The sequence below is a fragment of the Streptomyces justiciae genome (assembly GCF_015163075.1).
In the GTDB taxonomy this organism is placed as follows: domain Bacteria; phylum Actinomycetota; class Actinomycetes; order Streptomycetales; family Streptomycetaceae; genus Streptomyces; species Streptomyces justiciae.
In genome coordinates this window covers 240,079-260,267 of the sequence record NZ_JADDXU010000009.1, presented here as the reverse complement: position 1 = coordinate 260,267, position 20,189 = coordinate 240,079, and the positions used below count along the sequence as shown (strand labels likewise).

Sequence of the window (20,189 nt, the reverse complement as noted above, 5' to 3'; positions counted from 1 at the left end):
AGTCAAAGGTTTTCGGTTTGGGAAGGGTGCCCGGCCGCCGCCAGGAGGCTGCGCCCCAGTGCCTGCGCCGCCTCCCGCAGCTCCCGTGGAGCCACGATCCGGAACGCGACCGGGAGCTCCGTGAGCTGCCGGACGTACCACTCCGGCTCGTCCGTCGTCGCCAGCAGGCGGGTGGTGCGCGCGTCGAGCGGCTCGGCGCTGCCGAGGCTGCGCGGCAGCCACTGGGCGACGAGGTCGGCGGGGGCCTCGACGACGACCTCCACCTCGTACGACCAGCCCTCGGCGAGGTGCGCTTCGAGGGCGTCGAGCGGGTCGAGGTCCTCGGGCGGCGTGAACGTCCCTTCGAGGACGGTCACTTCGGTGACGCGGTCGACGCGCAGGACGCGGCGGGCGTCGGCGGTGCGCGACCAGCACAGCAGGTACCAGCGGCCGTGCCGGACGGCGACGGCCCACGGATCGACCTCCATGGGGCGTACGCCCTTCGCGCCCAGGTCGTAGCCGACGCGGAGCCGGTGCCGGTCGGTGGCGGCCTGGACGAGGACGGCCGTGGTGGCGGGGTCGGGGGCGGTGGCTTCCGGGCCCTTGGTACGCACCCTGCGGACCGCCTCCGCCGGGTGCGCGACCGGCTCCGGCAGCACCCGCACGATCTTGCCGAGCGCCCCGCCCACCGGGCCGGTCGGGTCGGCCGCGTCGTGATGGCCCTCCAGTACCGCCATGACCAGGGCCAGCGCCTCCTCCGACGTGAACATCAGGGGCGGTACGCGCAGGCCGCGGCCGACGCGGTAGCCGCCGTAGGGGCCCCGCGTGGACTCCACCGGGATGCCGGCCTCGCGCAGGATGCCCACGTAGCGGCGGGCGGCACGCTCGGAGACGCCGAGGTGGGCGGCGAGGCGGGTGGCGGTGATGCCGGGGCTGTTCTGGAGGAGTTCGAGGGTGCGGAGGGCGCGGGCGGTGGGGCTGTCGTCGTGAGCCATGGAGGAGGCTGGCCGTTTCGGTCGGGAGTTCAGGGGGCCGGAGCGGGTTCCGGTCGTGGATCGTCCGGAACGGACCGTAGCGTGCTCTGCATGAGCGAGGAGATTCTTCTGGAGCCGCCCGTCGCGGGCAGCGAGGCCGACACCCTGATCGGGTCCCTGGAGCGGCAGCGCAGGACGTTCGCCTGGAAGTGCGAAGGGCTGGACGCGGCCGCGCTGAACACGCGCCTCGCCCCTTCGGCGATCACGCTGGGCGGGCTGCTCAAGCATCTGGCGCTGGTGGAGGCCGACTACTTCACCCTGCGGCTGCTGGGGGAGGACCCGGGCGCGCCCTGGAACACCGTGGACTGGGAGGCGGAGCCCGGCTGGGAGTGGCGCTCGGCCGCGGAGGACACGCCCGAGCAGCTGTACGCGTTGTGGGGGGCCGCGGTGGCCCGGTCCCGGGCCAACGTCCGGAAGGTTCTCGCGGCGGGCGGGCTCGATCAGCTCGCCCATTTCACGAGCCGGAACGGGGACTCGCCGAGCCTGCGCCGCATCCTCGCGGACCTGATCGAGGAGTACGCCCGCCATGTGGGGCAGGCCGATCTGATCCGGGAGTCGATCGACGGGCGGGTGGGGGAGGATCCGCCGGCCGGGTTCAGTTACTGAGGGTCTCGGGGGTTGGTCACACGTTCTGCAGCTCCTCCTGGAGCTTCCCCACGTCCACCGACTCGTCCGCGGAGGGCGTGGCCGTCGGTACCGGCTTGTCGTAGTCGGCGAAGGCCAGCGTCAGGTCGGTGCCGCCGCCGCGCTGCGTGGCCTTCACCAGCCGGTGCGGGGAGTCCGAAGTGACGTACAGGACCGCCTTCTTGCCGTCCTCCGTGCCCTTGAGCGGGATCACCTTCGTCCCGTCGACGGTCGTCTCGTCGCCCTTCGTCAGGGTCGTCGCGTCGTCCTCGTCGCCCGCGACCTCCTTCTGGAAGGAGGTCAGATCGCAGGTGTCGGCCATGCCCTTGAGCATGGCGTCGCTGGTCGAGCCGTGGATGTAGCGGTTCTTGAAGAGCTCGGCCACCGCGTCGCCCTCGCCGCCCGGCACCTGGGCCTTCCAGAAGTCGGCGTCCGGCTTCATCCACACCTCGTCGCCCTGTTTGACGATCTCCACGCTGCCGCCGCGCGCCCCCATCTCCATCGAGCCCACGCAGTTGCCGTCCTGGTCGAGGGCGAGATCCATCGAGGTCGGCTGGGTGGTGCTCGACCGTGTGTCCGTGCTGCGGTCGGTCAGTTTCAGGTGGACGGACTTCGCGTCGAGGAGGTTGTCCTTCGCCTGGTCGGCGAGTTGCCGCGCGGTCAGGTCGTCGCCGTCGTCCGCGGCGACGAGGACTGGCGAGAGGAACAGAACCGCCGCCGCGCATATCAGCGCCTTGCCTGCCATGCGCCACCTCCGTGATGGGCGCCACACTGCGGAGCATCTCCCAGCGTACGATTTGCCCTATTTACCCGCATGTTCAGTGATGCGGAGCACTTTCCGGGCTCGATTGCGCATGCAATTCGGGGTCGAGGGCAGGCGGTGACGGTCCCGCTGAGTGACACCTGTGTGACTCAGGGGATCCGAACAGGAACGGAAGGCAACACCGATCATGGCCGGACAGCAGGCCCAGCAGACGATCCATGCGGGTGGCGAGTGGCGCGCAGCCCTCTCCGGCGCGACCCGCGACATCATCGACCCCGCGGACGCGCAGCCCTTCGCCGTCGTCGCCGAGGGGGACGAGAAGGACACCGACCTGGCCGTCGCCGCCGCCCGGCAGGCCTTCGACCACGGCGACTGGCCGCGCACCCCGGTCGCCGAGCGCGCCGCCCTGCTCTACCGCGTCGCCGACCTCCTCATGCGCGACCGCGAACGGCTCGGCCTGCTGGAGAGCCGCGACGCGGGCAAGACGCTCGAAGAGGGCCGCGTCGACATCGACTGTGTCGCCGACGCCTTCCGCTACTTCGCCGGTCTCGTCGCCGCCGAGTCCGGCGGCCGGGTCGTCGACGCGGGCTCGCCCGACATCCACAGTGTCGTGGTGCACGAGCCGGTGGGGGTCTGCGCCCTCATCACGCCGTGGAACTACCCGCTCCTCCAGGCCAGTTGGAAGATCGCCCCGGCGCTCGCCGCGGGGAACACCTTCGTCGTGAAGCCCAGCGAGATCACCCCGCTGACGACCGTCGCGCTGATCGAGCTGCTGGCCGAGGCCGGTCTCCCGGCCGGGGTCGCCAACATCGTCACCGGGCCCGGCGCCTCGGTCGGCGCCCGGCTCGCCGAGCACCCCGACGTCGACCTTGTCTCCTTCACCGGCGGCCTGGTCAGCGGCACCAAGGTCGCGCAGGCCGCGGCCCCTTCGGTCAAGAAGGTCGCCCTGGAACTCGGTGGCAAGAACCCCAACGTCGTCTTCGCCGACGCCTGCGCCACCGAGGAGGGCTTCGACACCGCCGTCGACCAGGCCCTCAACGCCGCCTTCATCCACAGCGGCCAGGTCTGCTCGGCGGGCGCCCGCCTCATCGTCGAGGAGTCGGTGCGCGAGCGCTTCGTCGCCGAACTCGCCGACCGGGCAAGCCGGATCAGGCTGGGCCGCGGCACCGACGACGGCGTCGAGTGCGGCCCGCTCGTCTCCGAGCAGCAGCGCTCCAAGGTCGAGGCGTACGTCGCCTCGGCGTTGGCGGAGGGCGCGGTGCTGCGGACGGGTGGAAAGCGGCCTTCAGACCTGGGCGAGGGCTACTTCTACGAGCCGACCGTCCTCGACGCCTGCCACCGCGAGATGAAGGTCGTCCGCGAAGAGGTCTTCGGCCCGGTCCTCACCGTCGAGACCTTCCGTACGGAGGACGAGGCGGTGTTCCTCGCCAACGACACCGAGTACGGCCTCGCCGGCGCCGTCTGGACCGCCGACGCGGGACGCGCCCGCCGCGTGGCCGGCCGGCTGCGGCACGGCACCGTCTGGATCAACGACTTCCACCCCTATCTCCCGCAGGCGGAGTGGGGCGGCTTCGGCAAGAGCGGCGTCGGCCGTGAGCTGGGCCCGGCCGGGCTCGCCGAGTACCGCGAGAGCAAGCACGTCTATCAGAACCTCGCGCCGAAGCCCGTTCGCTGGTTCGCCGGTTGACCCCGCCCGCTGGTTCGGCGGCTGAACCCCGCCTGCTGGTGCGGCGGCTGAACACCGCCCGCTGGTTCGCAGGCTGACCCTCGTCCGCTGAGCCCCACCTCCCAGGAGTACCCCCATGCACCACGAACATGAGTACGACTATGTCGTCATAGGCGGCGGCACCGCCGGTTCCGTCATCGCCTCCCGCCTCACCGAGAACCCCGACGTCACCGTCGCCGTCATCGAGGGCGGACCCAGCGACGTCGACCGCGAGGACGTCCTCACCCTGCGCCGCTGGATGGGCCTCCTCGGCGGCGACCTCGACTACGACTACCCGACGGTCGAGCAGCCCCGCGGCAACTCCCACATCCGGCACAGCCGCGCCCGCGTCCTGGGCGGCTGCTCCTCGCACAACACCCTGATCTCCTTCAAGCCGCTGCCGTCCGACTGGGACGAGTGGGAGGCGAACGGCGCCAAGGGGTGGGGCGCGGTGCCGATGGAGGCGTACTACGCGCGGCTCCTCAACAACATCGTCCCCGTCGACGAGAAGGACCGGAACGCCATCGCCCGCGACTTCGTCGACGCGGCACAGAAGGCGACCGGCGTCCCGCGCGTCGAGGGCTTCAACCGGCGGCCCTTCAACGACGGCGTCGGCTTCTTCGACCTCGCCTACCACCCCGAGAACAACAAGCGGTCCTCGGCGTCCGTGGCGTATCTGCACCCAGTGATGGACGAGCGGGAGAACCTCACGATCCTGCTGGAGACCTGGGCCCACCGGCTCGACCTCGACGGCACGCGCGCACGCGGCGTCCATGTCCGCGCCAAGGACGGCGAGGAGTTCGTCGTACGCGCCCGGAACGAGGTGCTGCTGTGCGCGGGCGCCGTCGACTCGCCCCGGCTGCTCCTGCACTCCGGCATCGGCCCCGCCCGGGACCTGGAGGCCCTCGGCATACCCGTCGTGCACGACCTCCCGGGCGTCGGCGAGAACCTCCTCGACCACCCCGAGTCGGTCATCGTCTGGGAGACGAACGGCCCCATCCCGGAGAACTCCGCGATGGACTCCGACGCCGGCCTGTTCGTCCGCCGCGACCCCGAACACCCGGGCCCGGACCTGATGTTCCACTTCTACCAGGTCCCCTTCACCGACAACCCCGAGCGACTGGGCTACGAACGCCCCTCGTACGGCGTCTCGATGACCCCCAACATCCCCAAGCCGAAGAGCCGCGGCCGCCTCTACCTGACCAGCGCCGACCCGTCGGTCAAACCGGCCCTGGACTTCCGCTACTTCACCGACGAGGACGACTACGACGGCCGCACCCTGGTCGACGGCATCCGCATCGCCCGTGAGATCGCGAGGACCGAGCCGCTGGCGGGCTGGCTGAAGCGCGAGGTGTGCCCCGGCCCGGAGGTCACCGGCGACGAGGAGCTGAGCGAGTACGCCCGCAAGGTCGCCCACACCGTGTACCACCCGGCGGGCACCTGCCGTATGGGCGCCGTGGACGACGAACTCGCCGTGGTGGACCCGGAGTTGCGCATCCGCGGCCTGGACGGCATCCGCATCGCCGACGCCTCGGTCTTTCCGACGATGACGGCCGTGAACCCGATGATCGGGGTGCTCATGGTCGGTGAGAAAGCCGTGGACCTGATCGGAGGCGGTGCGTGATGAGTGATGCTGTTGTCTCCGAGACCCCTGTCTTCTCCGTGAACGGGCTCTGGAAGGTGTTCGGTCCCAAGGCCGACCGGATCCCCGCCGATCCCGAACTCACCGCCCTCGACCCCGCCGGCCTCCGTGCCCGCACCGGCTGCACCGCCGCCGTCCGGGACGTCTCCTTCGACGTCCGCAAGGGCGAGGTCTTCGTGGTGATGGGTCTGTCCGGGTCCGGCAAGTCCACGCTGGTGCGCTGTCTGACCCGGCTCATCGAGCCGACGGCCGGCACCATCGCCATCGACGGGGAGGACGTCCGCGCCATGGACAAGTCCCGGCTGCGCGAACTGCGCCGCCACCGCGCCGCGATGGTCTTCCAGCACTTCGGCCTCCTCCCGCACCGCACGGTCCTCGACAACGTCGCCTACGGCCTGGAGATCCAGGGCGTGGGGAAGGCGGAACGCCGGGCGCGCGCGGCGGAGGTCGTGGCCAAGGTCGGCCTGGAGGGCATGGAACAGCGCAGGCCGAGCCAGCTGTCCGGCGGTCAACGCCAACGCGTTGGCCTGGCACGGGCGTTGGCGGTGGACCCGGAGGTCCTCCTCTTCGACGAGCCCTTCAGCGCGCTCGACCCGCTGATCCGCCGGGACATGCAGGAGGAGGTCGTCCGCCTGCACCGGGAGGAGGGCCGCACGATGGTCTTCATCACGCACGACCTGAGCGAGGCCCTGAAGCTGGGCGACCGCATCGCCCTGATGCGCGACGGCAAGGTGGTCCAACTGGGCACCCCGGAGGAGATCGTGGGCTCCCCGGCCGACGACTACGTCCGCGAGTTCGTCCGCGACGTACCGCGCGAGCAGGTCCTGACGGTACGGACGGCGATGCGGACTCCTTCCGACGGGGACGCGGTCACCGGCCCGGCGGTCGCGCCGGACGCCACGGTCTCGGAGGCGATCGAGGCGGTGGCCCGCGCGGGCGAGCCGGCACGGGTCGTGGACGAGGGACGGTGCGTCGGGGTGGTGGACGCGGACGGGCTGCTCGGGGTGGTGGCCGGGACGGCCAAGGAGGCGGTCTGATGGCTGCGATCACTGCCTTCTCCCCGCGTACCGTGCCCGCTGTCCTCAGACACCGTGCCGTGCACAAGCTCGCGTTGCTCGTCCTGGCCGCCGCCGTCCTCGTACCGCTGGCGACCGCCCGCTGGACCGGCGGCGCATGGCCGGAGGCCCTGACCGTCGACCTCACCAGCCCCCTCACCAAGGCCAGCACCTGGATCGTCGACAACCGCGACACCCACCCCCTCTTCCTCTACTTCTTCGGCCACGTCAGCAACGCGATCGTGCTCTCCGTAAGGGCCGTCTACCTGGTGCTGCTCGCGGCCGGCTGGGCCGGCGTGACAGCCCTGAGCGCCCTGGTGGCCTGGCGGGTCGCCGGTCTCCGTCTCGCTCTCGGCACGGTCGCCGCGTTCCTCACCTGCGGCCTCCTCGGCATGTGGGTGCCGACCATGCAGACCCTCGCCCTGATGGTCGTGGCCGTCGCCGCGTCCGTCGTCGTGGGTGCGCTGCTCGGGCTGGCCGGCGGACTCTCCGACCGCCTGAACAAGGCCCTGCGCCCGGTCCTCGACACCATGCAGGTCCTCCCGGCGTACGCCTACCTCCTGCCCGTCGTCCTGGTCTTCGGCATGGGCGTCCCCGCCGCCGTCCTCGCCACGGTCGTCTACGCCGCCCCGCCCATGGCCCGCCTCACCGCGCTCGGCCTGCGCGGCGCCGACCACGAGGTGCTGGAGGCGGTGCGGTCCCTCGGCGCGACCGCCCGCCAGCGCCTGCTCACCGCCCGCATCCCGCTGGCCCGCAAGGAACTCCTCCTCGGCCTCAACCAGACGATCATGATGGCCCTGTCGATGGCGGTCATCGCGTCGGTCATCGGCGCCGGCGGCCTCGGCGACCGCGTCTACCAGGCGCTCGCCTCGGTCGACGTCGGCGCGGCCCTCGCGGCCGGCATCCCGATCGTGCTGCTGGCCGTCGTACTGGACCGGGTGACGGGAGCGGCGGGCAGCGGCTCGACGTCGTCCTCGGAGACGCGCCGCAGCGGATGGCCGTACGCCCTCGTCGCCGCCCTCGCGATCGCCGTCGCCGCGCGTCTCATGGGCCGCCTCGACTGGCCGGACGCCTGGACCGTGGGGATCGCCGAGCCCGTCAACCGCGCCGTCGACTGGATGACCGACCACCTCTACTCCGGCGTCCCCGTCATCGGCGGCACCGCCGACTGGGCCGCCCACTTCACCACCTGGGTCCTCAACCCGCTTCGGGACGGACTGACCTGGCTGCCCTGGTGGTCCGTGCTGCTCGTGGTCGCCGCCCTGGCCTGGCTGATCGGCACCTGGCAGACCGCGCTCACCGCGGTCCTCTCCATGGCCGCGATCGGCGTCCTCGGCGTGTGGACGCCGGCGCTCGACACCCTCTCCCAGGTGCTGGCCGCCGTCGCCGTCACCCTCGTCATCGGCTTCGCGACCGGCATCGCCGCGGCTCGCAGCGACCGCCTCGAACGGGCCCTGCGTCCCGTCCTGGACGTCTTCCAGACGATGCCGCAGTTCGTCTATCTCATCCCGGTCGTCGCCCTGTTCGGCGTCGGCCGCGCCCCCGCCGTCGCCGCGGCCGTCGTCTACGCGCTGCCCGCCGTCGTCCGCATCACCACCCAGGGCCTGCGCCAGGTCGACCCGGCGGCGATGGAGTCCTCCAGCTCTCTCGGCGCCACCAGCTGGCAGCAGCTGCGCCAGGTCCAACTCCCGCTCGCCCGCCCCGCGTTGCTGCTCGCCGTCAACCAGGGCGTGGTCCTGGTCCTCGCCGTCGTCATCATCGGCGGCCTGGTCGGCGGTGGCGCCCTCGGCTACGACGTCGTCTTCGGCCTCGCCCAGGGCGACCTCGCGACCGGTCTGGTGGCCGGTGCCGCGATCGTCTGCCTCGGCCTGATGCTCGACCGGGTGACCCAGCCGACGGAACGCCGTACGAAGAAGGGAGCGTGACATGCGCGTACGTACGACCGCTGCCGTGGCCTCACTGGTGCTCCTGACCGGCTGCGGCGCCGCCGACATGACCAAGCAGGCCTCGCCGTTCGCCAACGCCCAGGGCGCGAAGACCGTGACCCTCTCCGTCCAGTCCTGGGTCGGCGCCCAGGCCAACGTGGCCGTCGCCCAGTACCTCCTGGAGCACGAGCTCGGCTACCGCGTCGACACCGTGCAGGTCGACGAGGTCCCCGCCTGGGACGCGCTCAGCCAGGGGCGGGTCGACGCGATCCTGGAGGACTGGGGCCACCCCGAGCAGGAACAGCGCTACGTCGACGACAAGAAGACCATCACGCGCGGCGGCGAACTCGGCGTGACCGGCCACATCGGCTGGTACGTCCCCACGTACTTCGCCGAACAGCACCCGGACGTCACCAGCTGGAAGAACCTCGACAAGTACGCCGACCTCATGCGCACCGCGGAGAGCGGCGGCAAGGGCCAGCTCATGGACGGCTCCCCGTCGTACGTCACCAACGACAAGGCGCTGGTGACGAACCTGGACCTGGACTACCAGGTCGTCTTCGCCGGCTCCGAGGCCGCGCAGATCACCCAGATCAAGCAGTTCGCCAAGGAGAAGAAGCCCTTCCTCACCTACTGGTACGCGCCGCAGTGGCTCTTCAAGAAGGTCCCCATGACCGAGGTGAAGCTCCCCGCCTACAGGGAGGGCTGCGACGCCGACCCCGCGAAGGTCGCCTGTGCCTATCCGCACACCCCGCTGGAGAAGTACCTCAACTCCGACTTCGCCCGCTCCGGCGGGAAGGCCGCGGCCTTCCTGAAGAAGTTCCGGTGGACGACCGAGGACCAGAACGAGGTCTCCCTGATGATCGCCGACCAGAAACTGACGCCGGAGCAGGCGGCGAAGAAGTGGGTCGAGGGTCATGAGTCGACGTGGCGGACGTGGCTCTCCTGACGCTGGGGCATCCCAGGTCCTCGGTCAGCCCATCTCCTGGATCAGCTCATGGAGGATCGCGGCCGCCCGCCGCTGCAACCACGGCCCGAACGTCACGCGCGTGGCCCCGAGTTCGCCGAGTTCGGCGGGCGAGGGGCCCGTGCCGACCTGCGCGATCATGTTCACCGGCCCGTGGATACCGGACCGCAGCAGCGGCAGCACGTCCGCCGGGGCGGTGATCGGGTACACGCAGTCGGCGCCCGCGGCCGTGTACAACGCGGCCCGCTCGATGGCCTGTTCGGGATCGCCGTCCCCGTGCAGGAAGGTGTCGATACGGGCGTTGACGAAGAGGTCGCCCCCGGCCGCGTACCGCACCTCGGCGAGCCACTCGGCATGCTGGTGCGGGTCCTTGAGGACACCCCCGTTGGAGTCCTCAAGGTTGCAGCCCACGGCACCCGCCTCCAGCAGCCGCTCCACCAGCTCCTTGGGAGCCAGCCCGTACCCGCCCTCGACGTCCGCCGACACCGGTACGTCCACGGCCCGGGTGATCCGCGCGACCGCCGCGAACATCTCGTCGGCCGGGGTCTGCCCGTCCTCGTGGCCCAGCGAGGCGGCGACCCCCGCGCTGGGCGTCGCGAGCGCCGGGTAGCCGGCCTCGGCGAACACCCGGGCGCTGGCGGCGTCCCAGGGCCCCGGCAGGACGAGCGGATCGTCCGCGGCCTGGCGCCGATGGAGCCGATGGAAGATCTCGACCTTGCTCATGACGGGTAACCCTCCGACGCTCATGGTGTGTAACCCCCCGGCGGGATGCGGCGGCTCACCATCACCCGGTTCCAGTTGTTGATGGCGACGACCAGCCCGATCAGATGGGCGAGTTCCGTGTCGTCGAAGTGCTTGGCGGCCGTCTCGTACACCTCGTCCGGCACGAACCCTCCCCCAGAGCCGACAGCCTGGGAGGTGCCCCCAGTCAGCACGGTCATCGCCTCCGTCAGCGCCAGCGCCGCCCGCTCCCGCTCGTCGTAGACCCCCTCGGCCTCCTCCCAGGCGGCCAGCAGATCCAGCTGCCGCTCCGGCACCCCGTGTTCGCGGGCGATCCGCAGATGCATGTCGAGGCAGAACGCGCAGTGATTGAGCTGGGAGGCCCGGATCACGACGAGCTCGGCGAGCGCGGGGTCCCCGAGGCCTCTCTTCGCGGCGGCGCTGAGCGTGGACATGGCCTGCGCGACCGACTTGTCCAACAGCCGCGTACGCGCCGTCACTTGTGCCCCGGCTGGTAGTGCCCGGGCACGAGCCGGCAGGTCACCCCGAACCGGTTCCACGCGTTGATCACCGTGATCGCCGCGATCAGCTGCGCCAGCTCGGCGTCCTCGAAGTGCGCCGCCGCCCGCTCATACACCGCGTCCGGCACGAACCCGTCGGTCAGCACGGTCACCGCCTCCGTCAGCGCCAGCGCCGCCAGCTCCCGCTCGGTGTAGAAGTGCTCCGACTCCTCCCAGGCGCTGAGCTGCACGATCCGCTCCACGCTCTCGCCCGCCGCCAGCGCGTCCTTGCTGTGCATGTCGACGCAGAGCGCGCAGTGGTTGATCTGCGAGGCGCGGACCTTCACCAGCTCCAGCAGCTTCGGGTCGAGGCCCTTCCGGGCGGCGGCGTCGAGCCGGATCATCGCCTTGAAGACCTCGGGCGCCTGCTCCGCCCAGGCGAGGCGCGGGGTGTGCTCGGGGGCGTAACCCACGGTGGCGTGGCCGGTGTGGTCGGTGGGTGTCCTGTCGTCGGTGTGCGTCGTCATGTCCTCGACCCTAGATTCGAGGCAGCCCACCGGTATGGTCCATTCCCATGGCGAAATCCTGGGCCACTTTGGGCGTCGACCTTCATCTGGAACCCTCCGGTCCCCATCTGCGCCGGGGCCTGACCGACGCCCTGCGCGAGGCGGTCCGCACCGGCCGCCTGGCGCCGGGCACCCGGCTGCCCTCCTCCCGCAGCCTCGCCACCGACCTGGGCATCGCCCGCAACACGGTCGCGGACGCCTACGCCGACCTCGTCGCCGAAGGCTGGCTCACCGCCCGGCAGGGCTCCGGCACGAGAGTCGCGGAGGGCACGGTGACGGCCCCGCCCTCGCCCACGGGCAGCCCGGGCCCCCGCGCACCGCACCGGCCCACCCACGACTTCCGCCCCGGCACCCCTGATCTGGCCGCCTTCCCCCGCGCCGAGTGGCTCAAGGCCGCCCGCCGCGCCCTCCTCGCCGCCCCGCACCACGCCCTCGGCTACGGCGACCCCCGCGGCCGCGCCGAACTGCGCACCGCCCTCGCCGGCTACCTCGCCCGCGCCCGCGGCGTCCGCGCCGACCCCGACCGCATCCTGGTGTGCTCGGGCATCGCCCACGGCCTGCGCCTGCTCGGCACGGTCCTGCGGGCCCGCGGCGTCCACACCGTCGCCGTGGAGTCGTACGGCCTGGACGCGCACTGGAACCAGCTCACGCAAGCCGGCCTGCGCACCCCGCCCCTGCCCTACGACGACCGGGGCACCGACCCGGCGGACCTCGGCGACGCGGGCGCGGTGCTGCTCACCTCCGCCCACCAGTTCCCGATGGGCCTCCCGCTCCACCGGGACCGCCGCACCGCGGTGGTCGACTGGGCACGCCGCACCGGCGGCCTGATCCTGGAGGACGACTACGACGGCGAGTTCCGCTACGACCGCCAGCCCGTCGGCGCCCTCCAGGGCCTGGACCCCGACCGCGTCGTCTACCTCGGCACCGCGAGCAAGGCCCTGGCCCCCGGCCTCCGTCTGGCCTGGATGGTGCTGCCCCCGTCCCTGGCGGCGGAGACCGCGGCGGCCAAGGGCAAGGTGGACACCTCCAGCGCCCTGGACCAGCTGACCCTGGCGGAGTTCCTCACCTCCGGCGCCTACGACCGCCACGTCCGCGCCTCCCGCCTCCGCTACCGCCGCCGCCGGGACGCCCTGCTCGCCGCCCTCACCGCCCAGGCCCCCGACGTCCACATCACCGGCATCGCCGCCGGCCTGCACGCCGTCCTCCGCCTCCCGCCCGGCACCGAACAATCCGTCGTCCAGTCCGCCGCCTGGCAGGGCGTCGCCCTCCACGGCCTCACCTACTTCCGCCACCCCGACGCCCTCCCCGACGGCCTGGACGCGGTGGTCGTCGGCTACGGCACCCCGTCGGACAGCGGGTGGACGGGGGCGCTGGAGGCGTTGTGCAGGGCCATGCCGTAGGCCCCTGCCCGCCTGTCGACCTGGAGGCGCAGTCCCCGGGCCGGTCACCCAGACGCCGCACTCACCGCGGCCTCACCTGATGTGGAGGCGCAGTCCCCAGGCCAGTCACCCAGACGCCGCCGCACCCACCGCGGCCTCATCGCCGGAGGCAGGCGCCTCCCCGAACCGGGCCAACCCCAGCGCGCCGACCACCGCCACCAGGAACCCCAGCACCGCGAGCCACCCCAGCCCCTCCCTCGTACGGTCCCCGAGCCACACCACCCCGACCAGCGCGGGCCCGACCGTCTCCCCGATCACCATCGCCGCGGTCGCCGTCGTCACCGATCCCCGTTGCAGCGCCGACGTCAGACAGAGGAACGCGGCGCCCCCGCCGATGAGCAGCGCATACGTCGCCGGATGCGTGAGCAGCGATGACGGGGCGAGCGAGTCGATCAACCGCACCGCCACCTCGACCACCCCGAACCCGAACCCCGCCCCCAGCCCGAGCACCGGCCCACGCCAACGCCCGGACAGCCGCCCACCCGCGAGCCCGAGCAGCAGCACCCCCACGGCCACCCCGAGCATCACCCACTTCAAGGCCGCCGGCCCGCCCAGATCCCCCTCCGTCCCGGACGCCACCCCCAGCATCGCCAGCCCGGCACACACCACCCGCACCGCCGCCCACTCCACCCCGCTCAACCGCACCCGCAGCAACCGCGCCGCGACCACGGCCGTCACCGCGAGGCTCGACGCGAGCGCCGCTCCGACCGCGTAGATCGGAACCGACCGCAGCGCCACGATCTGCAGCACGAACCCCAGCCCGTCCAGCGCCAGTCCCGCCACATACCGCCACTGCCGCACCGCCCGCAGCAGCAGCGCCGCCTCCCCACCCCCACCGGCGCCGGCCGCCCGTGCGGCGACCGCCTGCAACACCGTCGCCGTACCGAAACAGACCGCCGCACCGAGCGCACACACCATCCCAAAGAGCACAAAGCGACTGTAGGGGAGGGGTGAAGACGGACGGGGTGGCTGCACGGGCACTCTCACCGATCTCTAGGCTGACCGCCGGACAACGGCCCGACGAACCACGGGGAGACAGGGAACATGGCGGAAACTCGGCGACGGCTGCGCTCCAGCACCGTCGTGCTCGGCGGCATGGGAGTCGTCGCGGCGGCACTCACCTCCTGCGGCTCCGCCCCCGACCGCCGCTGCGTCGACCGCGACAGCTACACCTACGAGGGCTACAAGGTCGTCGCCGACAAGAACTGCAACACCGGCAGCTCCGGCTCCTCCTCGGCCAAGGGCGGCAAGAAGAAGTCCGGCACCGGCAAGAGCGCCGACGCCGCCTGGTACTACGACGCCGACGTCAGCAACGGCCGCGCCGACTACGGCACCTTCAGCAAGAGCGAGGCCGTCGACCGCGGCGGCTTCGGCTGCTCCGGCGGCAGCGGCGGCGGCTGAGCGCGGACGCACGGACAGGCCACGGAGAGACGCCATGGAACGCCGCATCATCGAGCCCCGCCCCGGCTGGCAGCAGACCGTCGAGGAACAGGGTCTGATCTACCCGCTCACCCGCTACCCCGACGACTCCCTGCGCCCCTACTGGGACGAGAGCGCCTATTACGCCTTCTCCCTGGAGGAGGTCGAGGCCCTCGAGGACGTGGTCGAGGAGCTCCACCGCATGTGCCTGGCGGCGGCGGAGCACATCGTCACCGCGAACCGCTTCGCCGACCTCGGCATCACCGACCCGCGTGTCACCGACGCGGTCGCCGAGGCCTGGCGCCGCCGCGCCGAACTCCCCTCCGTCTACGGCCGCTTCGACCTCCGCTACGACGGCACCGGCCCGGCCAAGCTGCTGGAGTACAACGCCGACACCCCCACCTCCCTCGTCGAGGCCGCCTCCCCGCAGTGGTTCTGGATGGAGGAGCGCTTCCCCGGCGCCGACCAGTGGAACTCCCTGCACGAACGCCTCGTCGCCGCCTGGAAGAAGCAGGCCGCGCTGCTCCCGCCGGGCAGCCCGCTGTACTTCGCGTACTCCTCCGACGACGAGCTCGGCGAGGACCTGATGACGGTCGCCTACCTCCAGGAGACCGCCGAACAGGCCGGCCTCGACACCGCCTGGATCTCCATGGAGGAGATCGGCTGGGACCGCCTCTCCGGCCGCTTCGTCGACCAGCAACTCCGCTTCATCCGCAGCTGCTTCAAGCTCTACCCATGGGAGTGGCTGACCACCGACCGCTTCGCCGACCACGTCCTCGACACCCTCGACAACGGCGGCGGCACCGGCACCACCCTGTGGATCGAGCCCGCCTGGAAGATGCTCCTGAGCAACAAGGCACTTCTGGCCATTCTCTGGGAGCTCTACCCCGGCCATCCGAACCTCCTCCCCGCCTACCTCGACGGGCCGAGGGAGCTGGCGACAACGACCGGCTACGTGGCCAAACCACTGCTCGGCCGCGAGGGCGCCGGCGTCACCGTCCACGCCCCGGACACCACGAGCACCGCCCCTGTCCTGCGCGAAGAGGCCTGCTGCTACCAGGAGTTGGCGCCCCTGCCCGACTTCGACGGCAACCGCGTCGTCCTGGGCGCCTGGGTCGTCGAGGACGAGTCGGCGGGCCTCGGCATCCGCGAGTCGGCCGGACTGGTGACCGACGAATACGCGCGCTTTCTGCCGCACGTGATCCTCTGACGCGACACAATGATCGGCCCACGACCAACGAAGAGGGGCGATCGGTGGGCGACACGGCCACGATGGAGAGCGGATACGTCTTCAACCCGTCCTGGGAGCGGGAGCACGGGCGGCTGCTCGCACTGGAGGAGATCTACGACAGCCAGAGCCGCCACCGCCTGACCGAGCTGGGAGTCGCCGACGGCTGGCACTGCCTCGAAGTGGGCTGCGGTGCCGGCAGCATCGCGCGCTGGCTGGCCAAGCAGGTCGGCGCCGCCGGGCGCGTGCTCGCCACCGACCTCGACACCCGCTTCGCCAACGCCCACGGCCTGTCCAACCTGGAGATCCGCACCCACGACCTCCGCACGGACGACCTCCCCGACGCCTCCTTCGACCTCGTCCACGCGCGCGCCGTGATCGAGCACCTCCCCGACCGCGACGAGGCGCTGCGCCGGCTGGCCGCGGCCACCCGTCCCGGCGGCTGGGTGGTCGTCGAGGACTTCGACATCGACGGCCCGATGTACCCGGCCGCCGCCCGCTACTACCCGCCCGGCTACACCGCGCTGGCCGAACGCCTCGGCCGCGCCCTCCGCGCCGCCTTCGGCGCCGCCGGCGTCGACACCGGCATGGGCCGCCGGCTGCCCCAGGCGCTGACGGACGCCGGTTTGACCGAGGTCGGCGCCCAGGTCCACGCCCCGGTCCTCACCGGAGGCGACGCGGCCTTCCTCCCCCTCACCCTCCGCTCACTGCGCCCCCGCCTCCTGGCCACCGGCGAGATGACCGACATGGACATCGAGGACGTCATCACTCTGACGAAGAGTCACGGCACCACCTACATCCCCAACTTCATGGTGATCGCCTGGGGCCGAAAGCCGGTCTGACCGCCTAGCGGACCACCGCGTCCAGCTGGGCCAACCCCCAGTCCAGATCGTCCTCACTGATCACCAGCGGCGGGGCGATGCGGATCGTCGGCCCGTGCGTGTCCTTGACGAGCACGCCCCGGTGCATCAGCTTCTCGGAGATCTCCCGGCCCGTTCCGTGGGCGGGGGCGATGTCCACGCCCGCCCACAGGCCGTGGCCGCGTACCGCTGTCGCACGGCCGGAGGCGGTCAACTTCCGTAGTTCGCGGTGGAGACGGGCGCCCAGCTCGGTGGCGCGTGCCTGGTACTCGCCCGTGCGCAGCATGGCGATCACCTCCAGGGCGACCGCACAGGCCAAGGGGTTGCCGCCGAACGTCGAACCGTGTTCACCGGGCCGGAAGACCCCCAGGATCTCCGCGCTCGACACCACCGCCGACACCGGTACGACCCCGCCGCCCAGTGCCTTGCCGAGGACGTACACGTCCGGGACCACGTTCTCGTGCTCGCAGGCGAACGTCCGCCCGGTCCGGCCCAGGCCCGACTGGATCTCGTCCGCGACGAACAGCACGTTCCGCTCGCGCGTCAGCTCCCGGACCGCCGGGAGGTAGCCGGCCGGTGGGACCAGGACCCCCGCCTCGCCCTGGATCGGCTCCAGCAGCACGGCCACCGTGTTCTCCGTGACCGCCGCACGCATCGCCGTCAGATCACCGAACGGCACGATCTCGAAGCCGGGAGTGTACGGACCGTAGTCCGCCCGCGCCTCGGGGTCGGTGGAGAAGCTGATCAGCGTGGTGGTGCGGCCGTGGAAGTTGTTCCCCGCCACCACGATCTTCGCCATCTCCGCAGGCACGCCCTTGACCCGGTACCCCCACTTCCGCGCGGTCTTCACCGCCGTCTCCACCGCCTCCGCGCCGGTGTTCATCGGCAGCACCATCTCCATCCCGCACAGCTCGGCGAGCTCGGAGCAGAACGCGGCGAACCGGTCGTGATGGAAGGCCCGGCTCGTCAGTGTCACCCGCTCCAGCTGCGCTTTCGCCGCATCGACGAGCCGGCGGTTGCGATGGCCGAAGTTGAGCGCCGAATAACCGGCCAGCAGATCCAGATACCGCCTCCCCTCCACATCCGTCAGCCACGCCCCGTCCGCCGTGGCCACGACCACGGGCAGCGGGTGATAGGTGTGCGCGGTGTGGGCTTCGGCCGACGCGATGAGCTTCTCCGTGGCGTTCACGGGCACTCCCAGGGGTGAGGGCGGCCCCCCTTCCTATCGTCGCTCGCATGGTGGACGCGGCACCTCCGTCGTACGACGCGCCCGGTAGGCTGACCGGCAGGCCGTGACTGGCGCGCTGGGATGGGACGGACCATCGGGGAGCGGCCTGTGAATGACCGAGTGCCGTGCGCCTGGGCCGAACCGTGAATCGTGACCGCAACCCGCCACGCCATCCGGAGGCCGACGACATGTCAGAGCAGCAGCCCCTGTCCAGCGAGTCCACCGCCTTTCGCGCCGCCCTCGACGTGATCCGCGCCGTCGAGCCGCGCGTCGCCGACGCCATCGGCCAGGAGGTTCACGACCAGCGCGAGATGCTCAAGCTGATCGCCTCCGAGAACTACGCCTCCCCGGCCACCCTCCTGGCCATGGGCAACTGGTTCAGCGACAAGTACGCCGAGGGCACCATCGGCCGCCGCTTCTACGCCGGCTGTCGCAACGTCGACACCGTCGAGTCCCTCGCCGCCGAGCACGCCAAGGAACTCTTCGGCGCCCGCCACGCCTACGTCCAGCCGCACTCCGGCATCGACGCCAACCTCGTCGCCTTCTGGTCCGTCCTCGCCGACCGCGTCGAGGCCCCGTTCCTGGAGAAGACCGGCGCCCGCCAGGTCAACGACCTCACCGACGCCGACTGGGCCGAACTCCGCCAGGCCTTCGGCAACCAGCGCATGCTCGGCATGTCCCTGGACGCCGGCGGCCACCTCACCCACGGCTTCCGCCCCAACATCTCCGGCAAGATGTTCGACCAGCGCTCCTACGGCACCGACCCGGCGACCGGCCTGATCGACTACGAGGCGCTGCGCGCGTCTGCCCGTGACTTCAAGCCGCTCATCATCGTCGCCGGCTACTCCGCCTACCCGCGGCTGGTGAACTTCCGCATCATGCGCGAGATCGCCGACGAGGTCGGGGCGACCCTGATGGTGGACATGGCGCACTTCGCCGGTCTCGTCGCGGGCAAGGTGCTGACCGGCGACTTCGACCCGGTCCCGCACGCCCAGATCGTCACCACCACCACCCACAAGTCGCTGCGTGGCCCGCGCGGCGGCATGGTCCTGTGCGACGACTCCCTCAAGGACCAGGTCGACCGCGGCTGCCCGATGGTCCTCGGCGGCCCGCTCCCGCACGTCATGGCCGCGAAGGCGGTGGCGCTGGCGGAGGCCCGGCAGCCCGCCTTCCAGGACTACGCCCAGCGCATCGTCGACAACTCCCGGGCCCTCGCGGAAGGCCTGATGCGCCGCGGCGCGACCCTGGTGACCGGCGGCACCGACAACCACCTCAACCTGATCGACGTCGCCACCTCCTACGGCCTCACCGGCCGCCAGGCCGAGGCCGCGCTCCTCGACTCCGGCATCGTCACCAACCGCAACGCGATCCCCGCCGACCCCAACGGCGCCTGGTACACCTCCGGCATCCGCATCGGCACCCCCGCCCTGACCACCCGCGGCCTGGGCACCGCCGAGATGGACGAGGTCGCCGGCCTCATCGACCGCGTCCTCACCACCACCGAGCCGGGCACCACCAAGTCGGGCGCGCCGTCCAAGGCCGCGCACGTCCTGGACGCCAAGGTCGCCGACGAGATCTCGCACCGCGCGACCGACCTGGTGGCGGGCTTCCCGCTGTACCCGGAGATCGACCTGGGCTGACAAACGCCCTGTTGAGTTGTCAAGGAACGGCGACTCACGAAGATCGTCGATCGACTGGCGGTCGATCAGAGGTCGATCACAGATCGATGAGCTCCTGACGTGGTTCCTCCCGCGGCGGTCCGGCCTTCTGCCGGGCCGCCGCGCGGCGTATCAGCAGCGTCCCGCCGACCCCGGCCGCGACGCCTGGCAGCGCCCACCACCAGTCGGTGGGGTCAGCCGGCCCCGACGGTCGCGCAGAGGCCGCGGCGAGCGTCGGCTCCGGGCTCTGCGTCGCTCCCGCGTCCGTGCCGTACGTGTCCCAGGGCGGCGGGTACTCCACGGCGGAGTCCCCGTCGGAAGCCTTGCCCATCACGCCGAGGTCCTTGAGCAGGTCGCGGAGCACCTCGGGCTGCTGGGCGCGGTGCCAGGTGCCGTTCGTCGACGCGTCCAGGTTCGCCGCCGTATGGATCCAGACCGCCTCCGAGTCCGTCGCCGGGTAGACCCGGTCGACGCGCCACGGTGACACGTCGTGCACCATCCAGGTCACGTTGATCTGCGGGCCGGCGATCAGGTCGGCCTCGGGCGGCTTGCCCGCCGAGCCCGCGCCCGGTTCTCCCAGCAGCCGCTCCAGCGTGCCGTACTCCCGGTCGGAGTAGTACAGCGATGCCGTCTCCGCGCTCTCCGGCGAGACGATCAGCACGCTGGTCGGCCCGCCGGCCGCCGCCGATCCCGCGCTCCCGAGCGTGAGCCCGAGAGCCGCCGCCGACACCCCTGCCACCGCCGTCAGCCGACGACAGCCACCCCTCCCACCGCTTGCCTGCCTGTGCATCCCGAGCCCCCAACCTGCCGATGCGAACGGCCCGCCCCGGTCCCCGCGAGCCGTGTGTCACTTCTGGTACACCGCTCGGCCCGCCGG

At 71.8% G+C, this 20,189-nt stretch carries 19 protein-coding genes and 1 riboswitch; of the genes, 11 read left to right on the top strand and 8 right to left on the bottom strand.

The genetic code is table 11. From position 1 onward, the window contains the following. Positions 1-2: 2 nt before the first annotated feature. Entirely contained in the window at positions 3-974 is a 972-nt protein-coding gene (locus IQ210_RS25600; RefSeq protein WP_194081448.1) for a helix-turn-helix transcriptional regulator, read from the bottom strand. A gap of 90 nt (positions 975-1,064) precedes the next feature. On the opposite strand from IQ210_RS25600, the gene IQ210_RS25595 reads away from it, so the two are divergent. Next, positions 1,065-1,619: a DinB family protein gene (locus tag IQ210_RS25595; protein WP_194081447.1), complete on the top strand. Its 555-nt coding sequence runs from the start codon at positions 1,065-1,067 to the stop codon at positions 1,617-1,619. 16 nt (positions 1,620-1,635) lie between these two features. On the opposite strand, the gene IQ210_RS25590 is transcribed toward IQ210_RS25595, so the two are convergent. Further along, positions 1,636-2,382: a LolA-like protein gene (locus tag IQ210_RS25590; protein WP_194081446.1), complete on the bottom strand. Its 747-nt coding sequence runs from the start codon at positions 2,380-2,382 to the stop codon at positions 1,636-1,638. Between the two features lie 205 nt (positions 2,383-2,587). Between IQ210_RS25590 and IQ210_RS25585 the strand changes: the two genes are divergently transcribed. From IQ210_RS25585 to IQ210_RS25565, 5 genes are all read left to right on the top strand, one after another. Beyond that, positions 2,588-4,087: an aldehyde dehydrogenase family protein gene (locus IQ210_RS25585; protein ID WP_194081445.1), complete on the top strand. Its 1,500-nt coding sequence runs from the start codon at positions 2,588-2,590 to the stop codon at positions 4,085-4,087. Between the two features lie 115 nt (positions 4,088-4,202). Further along, entirely contained in the window at positions 4,203-5,729 is a 1,527-nt protein-coding gene (locus IQ210_RS25580; RefSeq protein ID WP_194081444.1) for a GMC family oxidoreductase, read from the top strand. Continuing rightward, entirely contained in the window at positions 5,729-6,784 is a 1,056-nt protein-coding gene (locus tag IQ210_RS25575) for a quaternary amine ABC transporter ATP-binding protein (protein ID WP_194081443.1), read from the top strand. Before IQ210_RS25580 ends, IQ210_RS25575 begins: the two co-directional genes overlap by 1 nt. Beyond that, on the top strand, positions 6,784-8,727 hold the full coding sequence (locus IQ210_RS25570; protein ID WP_194081442.1) for an ABC transporter permease: 1,944 nt from the start codon (positions 6,784-6,786) through the stop codon (positions 8,725-8,727). The genes IQ210_RS25575 and IQ210_RS25570 overlap by 1 nt, the downstream gene beginning before the upstream one ends. A 1-nt stretch (position 8,728) precedes the next feature. Then, complete coding sequence (locus tag IQ210_RS25565; protein ID WP_194081441.1) at positions 8,729-9,676, top strand: ABC transporter substrate-binding protein; 948 nt, start codon at positions 8,729-8,731, stop codon at positions 9,674-9,676. A 24-nt stretch (positions 9,677-9,700) separates the two neighbouring features. Here IQ210_RS25565 and IQ210_RS25560 read toward each other — a convergent pair whose 3' ends face one another. From IQ210_RS25560 to IQ210_RS25550, 3 genes are read right to left on the bottom strand one after another with little or no spacing between them, the layout of a single operon-like run. Next, on the bottom strand, positions 9,701-10,417 hold the full coding sequence (locus tag IQ210_RS25560) for an isocitrate lyase/PEP mutase family protein (protein WP_194081440.1): 717 nt from the start codon (positions 10,415-10,417) through the stop codon (positions 9,701-9,703). Positions 10,418-10,437: 20 nt separating this feature from the next. After that, positions 10,438-10,914, bottom strand: a complete 477-nt coding sequence (locus IQ210_RS25555) for a carboxymuconolactone decarboxylase family protein (RefSeq protein WP_194081439.1) — start codon at positions 10,912-10,914, stop codon at positions 10,438-10,440. Next, a complete protein-coding gene (locus IQ210_RS25550) occupies positions 10,911-11,441 on the bottom strand; it encodes a carboxymuconolactone decarboxylase family protein (protein WP_194081438.1) in 531 nt (176 codons plus the stop codon). Before IQ210_RS25550 ends, IQ210_RS25555 begins: the two co-directional genes overlap by 4 nt. A 47-nt stretch (positions 11,442-11,488) precedes the next feature. Between IQ210_RS25550 and pdxR the strand changes: the two genes are divergently transcribed. Continuing rightward, on the top strand, positions 11,489-12,880 hold the full coding sequence (pdxR, locus tag IQ210_RS25545; RefSeq protein WP_194081437.1) for a MocR-like pyridoxine biosynthesis transcription factor PdxR: 1,392 nt from the start codon (positions 11,489-11,491) through the stop codon (positions 12,878-12,880). A gap of 105 nt (positions 12,881-12,985) precedes the next feature. Here the strand turns inward: pdxR and IQ210_RS25540 are convergent, their stop codons facing one another. Then, a complete protein-coding gene (locus IQ210_RS25540) occupies positions 12,986-13,837 on the bottom strand; it encodes a DMT family protein (RefSeq protein WP_194081588.1) in 852 nt (283 codons plus the stop codon). Between the two features lie 126 nt (positions 13,838-13,963). On the opposite strand from IQ210_RS25540, the gene IQ210_RS25535 reads away from it, so the two are divergent. From IQ210_RS25535 to IQ210_RS25525, 3 genes are read left to right on the top strand one after another with little or no spacing between them, the layout of a single operon-like run. After that, positions 13,964-14,320 carry a hypothetical protein gene (locus IQ210_RS25535; RefSeq protein WP_194081436.1) on the top strand — a complete coding sequence of 119 codons (357 nt, stop codon included), beginning with the start codon at positions 13,964-13,966 and terminating at the stop codon, positions 14,318-14,320. Between the two features lie 34 nt (positions 14,321-14,354). Beyond that, complete coding sequence (locus tag IQ210_RS25530) at positions 14,355-15,548, top strand: glutathionylspermidine synthase family protein (RefSeq protein WP_194081435.1); 1,194 nt, start codon at positions 14,355-14,357, stop codon at positions 15,546-15,548. 44 nt (positions 15,549-15,592) lie between these two features. Next, positions 15,593-16,408: a methyltransferase domain-containing protein gene (locus IQ210_RS25525; RefSeq protein ID WP_194081434.1), complete on the top strand. Its 816-nt coding sequence runs from the start codon at positions 15,593-15,595 to the stop codon at positions 16,406-16,408. Positions 16,409-16,412: 4 nt separating this feature from the next. On the opposite strand, the gene rocD is transcribed toward IQ210_RS25525, so the two are convergent. Beyond that, positions 16,413-17,615: an ornithine--oxo-acid transaminase gene (gene rocD, locus IQ210_RS25520; RefSeq protein ID WP_194081433.1), complete on the bottom strand. Its 1,203-nt coding sequence runs from the start codon at positions 17,613-17,615 to the stop codon at positions 16,413-16,415. Positions 17,616-17,708: 93 nt separating this feature from the next. Beyond that, positions 17,709-17,798: riboswitch (ZMP/ZTP riboswitch) on the top strand. Between the two features lie 44 nt (positions 17,799-17,842). Here rocD and IQ210_RS25515 point away from each other — a divergent pair. Then, on the top strand, positions 17,843-19,294 hold the full coding sequence (locus IQ210_RS25515) for a glycine hydroxymethyltransferase (protein ID WP_194081432.1): 1,452 nt from the start codon (positions 17,843-17,845) through the stop codon (positions 19,292-19,294). 76 nt (positions 19,295-19,370) lie between these two features. Here the strand turns inward: IQ210_RS25515 and IQ210_RS25510 are convergent, their stop codons facing one another. Further along, complete coding sequence (locus IQ210_RS25510) at positions 19,371-20,051, bottom strand: hypothetical protein (RefSeq protein WP_256786025.1); 681 nt, start codon at positions 20,049-20,051, stop codon at positions 19,371-19,373. Positions 20,052-20,189: the final 138 nt, after the last annotated feature.